The 13487-nt window shown below is 37.3% G+C and carries 14 protein-coding genes and 1 pseudogene; 1 reads left to right on the top strand and 14 read right to left on the bottom strand.

Annotation, left to right across the window (positions count from 1 at the left end):
* Positions 1–655: 655 nt before the first annotated feature.
* Positions 656–2185: a hypothetical protein gene (locus PVV60_RS06175; RefSeq protein ID WP_273723832.1), complete on the top strand. Its 1530-nt coding sequence runs from the start codon at positions 656–658 to the stop codon at positions 2183–2185.
* A 480-nt stretch (positions 2186–2665) separates the two neighbouring features.
* Here PVV60_RS06175 and PVV60_RS06170 read toward each other — a convergent pair.
* The 14 genes and pseudogenes from PVV60_RS06170 to PVV60_RS06105 form a co-directional block, all read right to left on the bottom strand.
* A pseudogene (locus tag PVV60_RS06170) lies at positions 2666–2935 on the bottom strand (inositol monophosphatase family protein); the annotation flags it as partial.
* Positions 2936–3066: 131 nt separating this feature from the next.
* Complete coding sequence (locus PVV60_RS06165) at positions 3067–3858, bottom strand: inositol monophosphatase family protein (RefSeq protein WP_273723830.1); 792 nt, start codon at positions 3856–3858, stop codon at positions 3067–3069.
* Between the two features lie 11 nt (positions 3859–3869).
* A complete protein-coding gene (gene efp / locus PVV60_RS06160; protein WP_273723829.1) occupies positions 3870–4445 on the bottom strand; it encodes an elongation factor P in 576 nt (191 codons plus the stop codon).
* A gap of 485 nt (positions 4446–4930) precedes the next feature.
* Positions 4931–5305: a helix-turn-helix domain-containing protein gene (locus PVV60_RS06155; RefSeq protein WP_404977299.1), complete on the bottom strand. Its 375-nt coding sequence runs from the start codon at positions 5303–5305 to the stop codon at positions 4931–4933.
* Between the two features lie 318 nt (positions 5306–5623).
* The gene (locus PVV60_RS06145; RefSeq protein WP_273723828.1) at positions 5624–6022 is read right to left on the bottom strand and encodes a hypothetical protein; all 399 of its coding nucleotides are present in this window, start codon (positions 6020–6022) and stop codon (positions 5624–5626) included.
* Between the two features lie 115 nt (positions 6023–6137).
* Positions 6138–6371, bottom strand: a complete 234-nt coding sequence (locus tag PVV60_RS06140) for a hypothetical protein (protein WP_273723827.1) — start codon at positions 6369–6371, stop codon at positions 6138–6140.
* Positions 6372–6653: 282 nt separating this feature from the next.
* Positions 6654–7022: a helix-turn-helix domain-containing protein gene (locus PVV60_RS06135; protein WP_273723826.1), complete on the bottom strand. Its 369-nt coding sequence runs from the start codon at positions 7020–7022 to the stop codon at positions 6654–6656.
* 378 nt (positions 7023–7400) lie between these two features.
* Entirely contained in the window at positions 7401–7766 is a 366-nt protein-coding gene (locus PVV60_RS06130; RefSeq protein WP_273723825.1) for a helix-turn-helix domain-containing protein, read from the bottom strand.
* Between the two features lie 608 nt (positions 7767–8374).
* Positions 8375–9418 (bottom strand): tetratricopeptide repeat protein, encoded by a 1044-nt coding sequence (locus PVV60_RS06125; RefSeq protein WP_273723824.1) that lies wholly within the window; start codon positions 9416–9418, stop codon positions 8375–8377.
* Between the two features lie 343 nt (positions 9419–9761).
* Positions 9762–10163 carry a helix-turn-helix domain-containing protein gene (locus PVV60_RS06120; protein WP_273723823.1) on the bottom strand — a complete coding sequence of 134 codons (402 nt, stop codon included), beginning with the start codon at positions 10161–10163 and terminating at the stop codon, positions 9762–9764.
* Between the two features lie 340 nt (positions 10164–10503).
* Positions 10504–10905: a helix-turn-helix domain-containing protein gene (locus PVV60_RS06115; RefSeq protein WP_273723822.1), complete on the bottom strand. Its 402-nt coding sequence runs from the start codon at positions 10903–10905 to the stop codon at positions 10504–10506.
* Positions 10906–11432: 527 nt separating this feature from the next.
* Positions 11433–11888, bottom strand: a complete 456-nt coding sequence (locus tag PVV60_RS10775) for a nucleotide-binding protein (protein ID WP_342752789.1) — start codon at positions 11886–11888, stop codon at positions 11433–11435.
* Positions 11858–12172, bottom strand: a complete 315-nt coding sequence (locus PVV60_RS10770) for a hypothetical protein (RefSeq protein ID WP_342752788.1) — start codon at positions 12170–12172, stop codon at positions 11858–11860. Before PVV60_RS10770 ends, PVV60_RS10775 begins: the two co-directional genes overlap by 31 nt.
* Positions 12173–12482: 310 nt before the next feature.
* Positions 12483–13145, bottom strand: coding sequence for a thiamine phosphate synthase (locus tag PVV60_RS06105; protein WP_273723821.1), 663 nt, complete (start codon positions 13143–13145; stop codon positions 12483–12485).
* Positions 13146–13487: the final 342 nt, after the last annotated feature.

Raw genomic sequence — 13487 nt, 5'->3', positions numbered from 1 at the left:
AATCTCTATGGACTATGAGGATGTGCAAGGAGCTCTCTTCATAACAGCACCGTCACATTGATTTATAAAGATAATCCATTATTTTTCATGAGAGATCATGAATAGCATAGGATTTTCTCATGCCAAATTTAGTTATGTTGCATTAGTTAAAACCATGTCTCTTGTATGTGGCAAGCAGAGAGAGCCTGCGTGAATAAAAGACTTTAGAAAGAATAAGTCCTCTTCATGAATTGTCTCAAGTTTTAAGGGATATCACAACATTGGGTGCTGGCATAGTATAGATGGTGCTGGGTTATTTAAAGAAGAGCTGATAAATAGGCAGAGAGACGCTTTTTATCGATGTTATAAAACAGTGTGAGCACGCAGCATATTTTGCTGTGTTAAGGGTTTTTATTACTTTGAAAATCAATATTTCATGGATCATGCATTTTGAGGGTTTATAAGGCTTTTCTTTAAAGTACATAAATCACTAAAACAGCATTATTAAATACAAATTGTTTTATTTTACCAGCAAAAATATCTATATTTTGTGTATTATTTTTATTAAAATATAATATGTAGTGATTTACAAATCAGATGTACACATAATGATATAATATCGAGAAATCGATGAGAAAGCTGCGTTAAATGTTGGGGAGAATAAAAGAGAGCAAGAATGAGTGAATTGGGCGAAGTGGTAATGGGATTCATATTACTGATAGTCATAGGGGCAATCGCTATCATAGGAATGGTTATATTAAACTATCTTTTTGAGGTTGTGGCAGAGGTTTTTGTAGAGATTATGAAAAAGGTATGGAAAGGATTCGGAGATACAATTTTATTCATTATCATACTCGGTGTGCTTTGGTTTTGCGAATTTTCAATGGAGACTTTGTTAAGTGTGGCAGTTATAGCCTATTTTGTGGAAAGTTTGATGCTGGCGTTCGCAAATAGCCATAAAAAGCAATTAATTGAACAACTTGAGCAATGTGAGAAATTATGGCAGCTAAAATATCGAGAGTGCGCGATATACCAAGATATTATTGCACAAGGGGATCAGAATCTTTTTAAAAAAAACCAAAGAATACTAGAAAAATGGATTAAACAATGGGATGAGGGAGTAAGGTTATGGGAAAGGAGTATATTGGAGATAAAAAATCCTGGGCACTTTTCTCAAATTAGCGAACAGCAACATCCGATGATGGTGGAAGATATCTGTGCTCAAGGATATGCTGATACATTTTTTCTTTATGAGAAGGCGCTGAAAGTGGAATTTACTGCTGAGCAGATTGAAAGAATAAATGAATTAATGATGCGCCCAATTTTTAAGGAAACTTATCCTAAAGTTGTACGATTAATGAGACAGAATGGCATCAAATTGCGAGAATTTGTGGGCCCTATTACGAAAAAAAAGCGCTATAAGCCTACAATGCTGTTGTTTCATTGGTGGTTATATATGATTGATGATACGATTACAGCTAAATACGAACAGCAACAAAAAGACAAAGCTTTACAGCGCGCGGAAAAGTTAAAAGCGAAAATCGGCTTTGAAGATATATCCGAGGATATAGAAGGAAACATGTCTGAATATATAAAAGTAAGCATGTTTGAATATATAGACATAGAAAAAGACAGGCCTAAATATACAGAATATGAGATGCTAGAGTCTATAGAACGGTGTGGACGTTTTCTATCTCATACTTACCGACGACTATGCATTTGTAAAAGAGAGCTTTTATCATTCTTGTATGATGTTTCCAGTGATTATAAGGCGGCAAGAAAAACTTTCATTTACTATAAGCAGCTTATTGATACGGTGAAAGAAGGATATATTGCCTTTGATGAAAATTATTATTACTCTACGGTTGAAAGGGCAATGAAGGTTTGCAAAGAGAGAGATAAAGAAGAGAAAAAAGATCTCTGCATTTCTGAAGAGATGCCAACATTTGAAGAAGCTTACAAATTAGGAGTCAGAGAATGGATAAAGGTGTCAAATGGGAAATGCGATAACCGATTGATCTTTTGGGAGGAACTTACCACACAAACAAAATTAAAAGTTATCTTTGGGAATAAGAAGGTAAAGGCGCTGGAAGAGGCTGTTGAAAAAGATAAAGAACAGCTTGCAAGTGAAATGCAGGAAGCAATTTTGGAAAACAAAGATTTTCATTATTATAAATGTCGTCGGCATTTGATAAACTATTTGTAAAACGGTTGAATAAAGGGGTAGGGAACAGCTCTATAAATCAGTGGGTTTTCTGAAATCTCTGTTATTATGCAGTGGTGGAAAAGAGAGAAAACTTTTCAGCATATGCGGCAGCTTTTATGAGAGAGGAGAGTTTTTCGATCAATGGATAGCGCACTATAAAGAGCATATATTGAGAGAGGGAATGGACTGTGTTTTGCTTTGGGTGCGATAATTGCTTCTTGGGGCATTTTGTTATGATGTTTTTTTGTTTATTGCCTTTTGCAGCTTTTTTGGAGGGGGATTTGAATAACAGAAACGTCAATAAGGTAAGCTGTTGAGGATTGCTTTTGTGGGGGGTATGCGAGTATATTTTTTATTTGTGATGATGTTTTTGTCACTATCTGATCAGTTATTTCCTATCGTTTTCTGTAAAGAAAATTTAAAACTCTCTCTCCACGTGGTTTTTTAAGGTTCTAAGGTTTTTGTAAAAAACTGTAAGAGTTAAATGCCTTTTTTGAGGTTTTTTTCTAGCTTAGTGTAAATGTGTTCATTGCCAGCAATGATGTTTTTTTTGCGAAATATATTGTTACTGCCTTCTTTATCGGTGATAAAACTACCAGCTTCGCGAACCATTATTAGTATGCCGGTAGTTCTATCAAAAATTTGTAGGTTATCTTCCCAAAAGCCATGGTTTTTTTCTGTGGCGACATAAGCTAAACTGCAAGAGAAGCAGTAGCCAAGAAGGTGAAGTTCAGCAACTTTTATCATTACTTGCGCAATTCAATAAGAGATAAGGTTGCGCCAATAAGAAATAAGGTTGCGTAATGAGGGATATCTCTATGGGGATGTTGCAAAGTTGAACTTTTAGCATTGCCTTTTAATAAAAACACTGCTTCTAAGGTCTAAATGCCTTTTTTGAGGTTTTTTTCTAGCTTAGTGCGAATGTGTTCATTGCCAGCAATGATGTTTTTTTTGCGAAATATATCGCTGCCCCCTTCTTTATCAGTGACAAAACCACCGGCTTCGCGAACCATTAATATTCCAGCAGCCATATCCCAAATTTGTAGATTGTCTTCCCAAAAGCCATCGGTTCGGCCAGCAGCAACATAAGCTAAATCAAGAGCAGCAGCGCCAAAACGGCGAAGTCCGGCAACTTCCGCCATCACATTGCGTAATTCAATAAGATAGGTTCCATGATTTGGGCGACCAAAATGAGGCATTCCTGTGGCAATGACACAATCTTCTAGTCTGCGTCGAGCAGAAACGCGACAGCGTCGGTCATTGAAAAAAGCACCACACCCGCGTTCTGCGGTAAAGAGTTCATCACTTACGGGATTGTAAATGACACCACAAACGATTTTTCCTTGACTTTCTAAGGCAATGGAAACAGCAAAAAAAGGAATGCCATGGAGAAAATTTGTGGTGCCATCTAATGGGTCAACAATGAAACGATGTTGGGAATCTTCGCCAATGATTTCTTCAGACTCTTCCATTAGAAAACCAAATTTTGGGCGCGCTTTGCTTAATTCATTGAAAATAATTTTTTCCGCTTTGCGATCTGCTTGGCTGACGTAATCTGCTGGTCCTTTCAAAGAAACTTGCAAATTTTGCACTTCACCGTAATCACGCACCAACGAGCGTCCTGCTTTCATTGCAGCTTGCACCATGACATTCATGACTGCAGAATGGGCCATATTTTATTCCTTTATTTATCTTTTTCATTTGCGCGACGCAAATAAATCAACTCATTGGTGTCTACAATGATACGTTCACCAGCATTCATAAAGGGGGGAACAAGAATACGAATTCCGTTTTCAAGAATGGCGGGTTTATAAGAGGAGGTAACCGTTTGCCCTTTGATGGCAGGATCGGCTTCCGCAATCGTGACAGCAACTTGATCAGGAAGTGAGATGCCAATAGGTTTTTCTTGATAAAGTTCAACTGTGACAGTCATCCCATCTTGGAGAAAAGCAGCACGTTCACCAACAAAATCCTTTTGGAGTTCAAGTTGTTCATAAGATTCTGAATCCATAAAGACCAAAGCATCCCCTTGTTGATAAAGAAAGGTGAAATCCTTTTGTTCAAGGCGCACGCGTTCAACTGTCTCAGCAGCACGAAACCGTTCATTAAGTTTTGTACCATCAATTAAATTTTTCATTTCAACTTGGTTAAATGCACCACCTTTTCCTGGTTTTACAGCGTTGCATTTAACAGCAACCCATAAGCTTCCTTGATGTTCAATTACATTACCAGGGCGAATTTCATTGCCATTCATTTTCATCGTTTCTATCCAATTCTATTCTTGCAAAAAGAACTCTCTTGTTGTCTTTATGGCGCTTTTCTTTGCTGCCTTTAACAGTCAAGCTCTTTTGTTATTTTCGGGCTCAAATCCCTTTGATTAGCTTTGCGGCTCTCTCATGATCCTGTATGCTCTATAGGCTTTCTCATGGTTTTTGCAAAGAGAAAAGCTTAAGTAAAAAGGACATTTATGTATTTTTGCTTTTCAGTTCTTTGCAAGACCATAAAAAGCACTTAGACGCAAGCTTTTTAAAAATTTGCACAAAAATTTTTTTAGAATTTTTGGGGAATTTATCCCGTTGTGTCGTAAAATATCATCATTAATGGCAATGATATAATTGATGGTAATGATATAAGTTCCATAAAATTCACGAGCTATTCTTATGAGAATATATGATGAATATTTGAATACAGAGTTTGTTATAGTGTCTCATGGGATAGAGCGTGGTGTGTACTATCCGTGTGATGTTACCTTGCATTCTGATCAGCGATCAACTGTAAAAAGGCTTTCTTTTTTATCGAGGTGAACGTTCTAAATCTTTTTAAAAGCAGGTATTCCTCTGTGCTTGATGCGATTTCATCGTGGTGGTATGGGGGCTGTTGTTTTGTGATAATATCGGCATAGAAAAAGAAAACTGGAACATTCAAGATATCGGAAATTTCCTTTAAACGCCCTGCGCTGACACGATTTAAGCCGTTTTCATATTTCTGGATCTGTTGGAAAGTAACACCCAAATGTTGACCTGATGTTTTTTGAGACATTTTTAGCATTTTTCGTCTCAAACGAATTTTTTTGCCAATGAATTTGCCACTGAAAATATCGTTATAAGGATTTTTACCGATACCCTAGAAAATGCTACATGGGATATAGAAAGCTATTCAGCTGCTTCAATCACAGATAAGCCAAGTTTTGCATTTACATCTTCGCGTAACAATTTGCTAGGGTGTGGGGCATTTTTCATTATTTTTTAGTATTCTTCTTTCTTTAAATCTTAAAGCTATAATTTACACTATTTTGTATTGTCACAATCTATAATAAAATTTATCCACCTCTGGCTAAAAATGAGGTTTTTTATTGAGGTGCAAATCTCTTTGCCTTTCGCAAGAGCTTTTAAGTCTTTACGTGTAAAATATAGAGAATGTTTACATTAAATAGCGGGTTCATTGGGGCTGAGTACTTATATGAGCACGTGGTTCTCCGTTCACATTATACTGAAGAAGAGACACTATAGTGCTACTATTTAATCTTATTCTATAACTCAAATTCACACCCATGTTTTGCTGCTTTTGAGGTTGATCTGTATAAATCACATTATATCCATTCCGTCGCAACAGATTGATAAATAAAGGAGTAAAGCTGTCTGCTGTATTATTTTTCTTTATAAGAAGTGTGGTTGTAGCTGGTGGTAGAGATCTCTTGATATCGCTAATAAATTTGTTAGCGACTAATTGTGCTTGACGCTTTGTAAGACTTTGATCAACATAATTTGATGAATAATTGCCTACAGACGCACAACCTGCCACCAACACAACCGGTGACAGCAATAAATATTTTAACATCGTTAATTCCTCTTACTTATTGTTACTCTTTTTTGCGAAGCTCCTATTCCAGAAATAAGAGCAACTTTACACATAGCTACGTTAACAACATATCGCTATCTAATCAATCGGTTAATTAATCAATGAATAATGGTTTCAGCTGTAAGGTTGCTTGAAGTGCTTCTGGTGGCGTATATTTTAATAAACAGCTGCTTTTGGTGATTGCGATAAAAAGCAATTTTTTGCGTTTGCATGTTAAGATCATGTCCTCTATCATCATTATAAAATGATGCGTTAAGTGCTGTTCCAGATCGACCAAAAAAATTTTCAAGCATTGCTTTTTGAGGGCTATCTTTTTTAAAATACGCATGAATGCTTATCCTGTTTGCTGTAAAATATTATCGTTTGAGGTATGGTGCTGTAAGGCATCAAACTTTGCATATGTGATATTTTTATGAGAATGTGTGGTGAATATTTGAGAGGGAGCTTGTCCGGATAATCTTGTGAAATGAACCACATGAAATGGAAAGCTAGAAGAGTTCTGTTCTGAGAAGACGGATTGTTTACCAACTGGATAGGGAAAGGACTTCTGTCCTTTGAGATGTGGGAGGCAAGTTAAGAACAGAGGAGTGTAGTGCCCTATATCACAATGTTAAAAGTTTTCATTCTGATCAGCAATGAGCTGTAAAATGGCTTTCTTTTTTACAGTGGTGAGCGTTCTAAATCTTTTGAGCAGCAGGTATTCTTCTGTGCTTGATGCGATTTCATCATGGTGGTATGGGGGCTGTTGTTTTGTGATAATATCCGCATAAAAAAAGGAAACCGGAACATTTAGAATATCGGAAATTTCTTTTAAGCGCCCTGCGCTTACACGATTTAAGCCGTTTTCATATTTTTGAATTTGTTGGAAAGTGACACCCAAATGTTGACCTAATGTTTTTTGAGACATCTTCAACATTTTTCGTCTAAAACGAACTTTTTTGCCTACAAAAAGATCAATATTAAGATTTTTACTTTGCATCTTAAAGCCCCCCGCCGGGTGCGAGCGCCCTCGCGTTGGTATTCCGGGAGCTTGAAAATACTGAATCCGAATCAGCCTTTTTGCTTTTAGTGCTTTAAGCACCTGGACATAGCAAAAACTCCCGGAATCCCGGGATACCCAAAAAGTGGGTTTATTTTCGCGTTCGGATTATAGGGTTTTCAAGGCCCTATTGGTCGTTGCGTATGCGACCAAAACACCTTTCAATTCATAAAGTAATTTCAGCAAATTTACAATAAAAATTAGAATAGTGTTTCTTAACGTGTCGTTTCTTAAAACAGAGAGTTGGCGTGTTTTGCATTCAAGCAATAAGGTGTTCACAAAGGGGGATTTTGAATAGCGCACACTATCCGTGTGATGTTAGCTTGCACTCTCATCAGAGATCAGCTGTAAAATGGCGTTCTTTTTTACAGGGGTGAGCGTTCTAAATCTTTTTAAAAGCAGGTATTCTTCAGTGCTTGATGCGATTTCATCGTGGTGGTATGGGGGCTGTTGTTTTGTGATAATATCGGCATAGAAAAAGGAAACCGGAACATTCAAGATATCGGAAATTTCTTTTAAGCGCCCCGCGCTGACACGATTTAAGCCGTTTTCATATTTCTGGATTTGTTGGAAAGTAACACCCAAATGTTGACCTAATGTTTTTTGAGACATCTTCAACATTTTTCGTCTAAAACGAACTTTTTTGCCTACAAAAAGATCAATATTAAGATTTTTACTTTGCATTTTAAAGCCCCCCGCCGGGTGCGAGCGCCCTCGCGTTGGTATTCCGGGAGTCTAAAAACACTGACCTCGAATCAGCATTTTGCTTTTAGTGCGAAGAAGCACCTGGACATAGCAAAATCTCCCGGAATTCCGGGATACCCGCAAAGCGGGGTAAATTTATGTACGAGGTTTCGGGTTTTTAGAGCCCTATTGGTCGTTGCGTATGCGACCAAAACACCTTTCAATTCATAAAGTAATTTCAGCAAGTTTACAATAAAAAATAGTTTTTTTAATGAGAGTTGGTGTGTTTTTCATCCAAGCAAAAAGAATGAAAAAATAGAGCTTTTGGGATTTTCGTGATAGCCTAGTTCTTTTTCTTATTGGATATTGTTTGCTTAAGCAAATGATACCAGTGCATTTTTTTGCCAATGGAAATGTCGTTATAAAGATCTTTGGTTTGCATTTTAAAGCCCCTCGCCGGGTGCGAGCGCCCTCGCGTTGGTATTCCGGGAGTCTAAAACACTGAACTCAAATCAGCCTTTTTGCTTTTAGGGCTTATCGCCCCTGGACAGTGCAAAATCTCCCGGAATTTCTATAAATTTTATCTCTTTGAAGCAGAGAGGAGTATTTCAAAAAACAGGAAGAAGCTTTATTGCCTCTTTGTGCGCTTTTTCTAGTTGTGTTTTGTCCATGCCTTGGAGCATTATTTCAAGATCAGGGGCTTGCATTTTTGCCTCCTTTGCGAGCATATACCATGCCGCTGCCATTATTATATCGCCTTTTGTTCCTGTGCCATCTCGATAAAGCCTTGCAAGGGAAATCTGTGCTGGTGCTACCATGTTGATAGCATTTCTTTGAAGTAAATGAAAAGCACGGGGAAAATCTGTTTCTCCTCCACGCCCCTGTATAAGCCATTGTGCTAAATGAAGTTGAGCTTTTAAGTGGTTGTTTTGTGCCGCTACCTCCATGAGTTTGCGGGCATTGCGATCATCCTTTGGTCGTTTTAACGTGCCTAAGGAAAGAATTTTTGCAGCAGAAAAAGCAGCTTCAGCATCTCCAAGAGCAGCCCCTTTTAAGTACAATTTTAAGGCTTGCTCGATGGCTTCATTTTCACGACTTTGGGAAGAAACACCAGGGAGAGCTTGTTTTTCCTGTGCGGCTTTATAAAGAAGCAGTTGTCCGTAATAAAAATAGGCTTCCTTGACGCCTGCATTGACAGCTTTTTGAATGAACTGTTCACCAAGTTCTTGATTTTGTTTTATAAAATTACCATCAAACAACATAAGTCCATAGCGTAGTTGTGCTTGGGGTTCCCCCTGTTTTGCAGCGCGTTCAAACCATAAAGCAGCACGTGCACCGTCAATAGGAACAGCACATCCTTCCATATAAATTCGGGCAAGAAGAGTTTGTGCAAAAGGATCATTTTTTTCAGCACGTCGGAGTGCTTCACGAAAAGCTTTTAAATAATAACCTTGGATGTAATAGTCATAGGCTTGGTCATAGTCTCCAGCTTTTAAGGGCTGAAAAGGTTCTTGTGTGTTTGAAGCTTCTTGAATCGTATTGAAAGAGCCTTCAGAACTTGAGAATTCTTCAGTGTTTCCAGCTGAATTGACAGCAGAACTTGCAAGCCCAATCACGCCTAAGATAAGCAGCTTAACGCTTCTCTTGATCATGGTGTTTTCTCCTCATTACCGATCAGAACTTTCACATTTTTTTTTCATCATTACAAGCCGTATAAGAATCTCATTTCTATATTATTTTTTATCTCTTAGTGTTCGTCTTCGTTAAGGTAGGGTTGGGTAAGTTTAAAAAAATAGCGTAAATGTTGACGAGAGCCAGACTGTTTAAAATAGTTCTGTTAAAAATAATAATGATAAAGGGTTATCGTGTGTCAAGATGCTGATCTTTTATTATATTAAGGGCTTCGCCCCCTAAAATGAAAAAATGCTTATAATGGAGGTTGCTTTTTAAAATACTTATGAGTGCTTATGAATAGCACGCGCTATCCGTGTGATATTAGCTTGCATTCTCATCAGAGATCAGCTGTAAAAAGGCTATCTTTTTTACAGTGGTGAGAGTTCTAAATCTTTTGAGCAGCAGGTATTCTTCTGTGCTTGATGCGATTTCATCATGGTGGTACGGGGGCTGTTGTTTTGTGATGATATCCGCATAAAAAAAGGAAAGTGGAACATTCAAGATATCAGAAATTTCTTTTAAACGCCTTGCGCTGACACGATTTAAGCCTTTTTCATATTTCTGGATCTGTTGGAAAGTGACACCTAAATGTTGCCCTAAAGTTGTTTGAGACATTTTTAGCATTTTTCGTTTCAAACGAATTTTTTTGCCAATAAAAAGATCAATATTAAGATTTTGAGATTGCATTTTAAAGCCCCCTGCCGGTTGCGAGCGCCCTCGCATGAGTATTCCGGGAGTCTGAAAACACTGAATCCGAGTCAGCATTTTGCTTTTAGTGCTGAGAAGCACCTGGACATAGCAAAATCTCCCGGAATTCCGGGATACCCACAAAGTGGGTTCATTTTTACGCTCGGATCTAGGGTTTTCAGTTCCCTTTTGGTCGTTGCGTATGCGACCAAAACATCTTTTAATTCATAAAGTACTTTCAGGAAATTTACAATAAAAATTAAAATAGCGTCTCTTAACGTGTCGTTTCTTAAAACAGAGAGTTGGCATGTTTTGCATTCAAACAATAAAGCTTCACAACAGGGGACTTTGAATAGTGCGCGCTATCCGTGTGATATTAGCTTGCACTCTCATCAGAGATCAGCTGTAAAAAGGCTATCTTTTTAACAGTGGTGAGCGTTCTAAATCTTTTGAGCAGCAGGTATTCTTCTGTGCTTGATGCGATTTCATCGTGGTGGTATGGGGGCTGTTGTTTTGTAATGATGTCCGCATAAAAAAAGGAAACCGGAACATTTAGAATATCAGAAATTTCTTTTAAGCGCCCTGCGCTGACACGATTTAAGCCTTTTTCATATTTTTGAATTTGTTGGAAGGTGACACCTAAAGCGTGTCCTAAAGTTGTTTGAGACATTTTTAGCATTTTTCGTTTTAAGCGAATTTTTTTGCCAATAAAAAGATCAATATTAAGATTTTGAGATTGCATTTTAAAGCCCCCTGCCGGTTGCGAGCGCCCTCGCATGAGTATTCCGGGAGCTTGAAAGTACTGAAATCTAATCAGCTTTTTTTGCTTTTAGTGCTGAGAGCACCTGGACATAGCAAAAACTCCCGGAATTCCGGGATACCCACAAAGTGGGGTAAATTCATGTTTAGATTTTCGGGCTTTCAAGACCCTCTTGGTCGTTGCGTATGCGACCAAAACATCTTTTAATTCATAAAGTACTTTCAGGAAATTTACAATAAAAATAGTTTTTTACTTACAAAATTTGTTTTTTAATGAGAGGCTATCCGCTTCTTAAATCTCTCTGGAATGATTACCAAAATCATAATATCAGATCCGTGTTTATCAAAGGGACTAAAATGATTTCTTCCATGGTAATGAATTGCGGTCTCTTCATTAAAATTTGCACAATCGCTTGCTGTTTGAGGAAGGGTGGGGGGTAAATCGTTTCTTTGAGCTTATAGGGTGTGTGTGTCTGTGGAATGTGGTGGGGTGACGTGTGGTTTTGGGCGTGCGCTTTAAAAAATAAACATAAGCATTATTCAAATTTAATTTAATGCATGAGTAATTGTATCTGTATTAAAAGAGAAATCAGCTTCTTTTAAGCGCTTAATAAGTTTGGGAAATGTTTCATTTACCTGTTCTTTAAAAGAAAGGTAGTAAACTCCACCAACATCTGAAAGCATTTCAATGCCTTCTTTTTTTAGAATAGCAATCCTCTCAAGAGGAAGCGCGGCAGCTAACATGCCCATTTCGAAAATAACGTTTTGTCGTGCACGGGGTTGAATTTTTTCTTCATCTTGAGATATAGCATAACCCATGTCATCATGCGTGAGGAGTACAATACCAAAATCTATAGAACTGTCACAAATTTCTTTTTTCAAAGTTTGAATGATGGGTAAACCATTGCCGCTTGTATTTTGTAAGATGTATGGTTCCAGATCAAGCTTGAGAAGAGCATTTTCAAGCTCCTTTAAGGCATAACGATCATGACCGTGAACGATAAAATTTTTTTATTTGAGGTATTGGGGGCAGTTTTTGAGGAAGGAATCGTTGATGTTTCTTCTAGATGCTTTGCTAAATCTTCTATTAACTTTTGTTTTATGTTTTCTTTGCCTTGAACTTGAAGTTTTCCTGTGCTTTTAAACCAATTAATAGTGCCTCCTTTGGAGGTTTTGATCTGATATATTTCAGGGGAATCATGTTTTAGTAATTTACTTTCTATGATTTGATATCCAGCTTTGCAAATTATGTTTGTAAGATCTTCAAGTGTTCCGCTATATTGCATTTTTATGTCCCCTGCATATTTGTATCGTCAGCTATTGGTATTTAGTACCAATATTGAAAATGACCATTTTCCCCAATCATAATGCTTTGTTTTTATAAGACATTGAACGAGAAAGTTTTTATGATCTTTTTTTCTATATATCATATGAAAAAAAGACGCTAGTTTTTTCATCAATTTGATTGAATTATTAAGCAATTTTATTGAGTTTCGAGGTATCCTCTTTATCTGTTATTGTGTGTTCTATATAAGTAATATAGTGGTGAGTGTTTGGATTTTTATTAACGCTTTATTTATAAATTCTCCTCCTATATTACAAGGGGGTGTTTTCACATTTTTCTTGCATTGTTTTAAGCAGTATTAAGGGGTTGTCGTTCCCAAAAATCACTTCTTCTACAGCAATGAATTCACATCCAGTCTTTAAGACTTCATCAAAGGTTGAAAAATCGCTTCCTGCTTGGATAATGGCGGGGGTTTGCATAATTTCTGCCCACCATGTTGCTAACTGGAGATTGCGGGGGTGCGCATGGGGTTTTTTATCAGCCCCTAATTTGCCAAAAAATAGATAATCAATGCCTGTTTCCGCTGCAAGCATAGCACTATGGCGATTGCGTAGATTGCCAAAGCCTATGATCTTTTGTTCCTTTTGCTGATTTTTGAAGCTTTCAAGAGCGTTAAGATCATCTTCTATGTGCAATCCATCAGCCTTTATGCGCCCAGCAATGCGGCTGTCATCAGCAATAAGAAGGGCTGCGTCATGATGTTGAATATCTTCTGCGTAAGTTTGCGCTTGTTGTTGTAAAAAAGAGCTATCATCTTTCTGCTTTTCAGAATCATAGAGGATGACGCATGCAAAAGACTTTGTTTGAAAAATTTGCTGCAAAAATGTGTGTGGGGTGTTGCGCCGAACATCAAGTGTTAAAATCAACTGAGGGAAAAGAGGTGGATCAATTGGTTTATTTTTTTGTTGTGTCATGTCAAAGCCCTGTTTCTTAGAGAAAAATAATGCTTAAAATTAAAGTTTCATTCTATTATGCTTATTTGCGATGAAAGTGACCACCATTTTCACGTAATTTAAAGGATTTGTGGGTGTGTGGGAGCCTGCTTATGAGAAATGAGAGTGTTTTTAAGCATAATATGTCGCCTTTTTGCTGTGATACATGTACGGATTCTTTTCGTTCTTTTGCCTTTAAAAAACTTTTGCCTTTTAAAAAATAAACGCTTAAAATGAAACTTGACTCTTAAAAAATGAAAGTTTCATCCTGTTTATGCTTGTTGGCAATAAGGGTAACCACCATTTTTATGGGACTTCAAGGGG

It is taken from the genome of Bartonella sp. AU18XJBT (genome assembly GCF_028618595.1).
Lineage (GTDB): Bacteria > Pseudomonadota > Alphaproteobacteria > Rhizobiales > Rhizobiaceae > Bartonella.
This window is presented reverse-complemented; position numbering and strand designations above follow the sequence as displayed.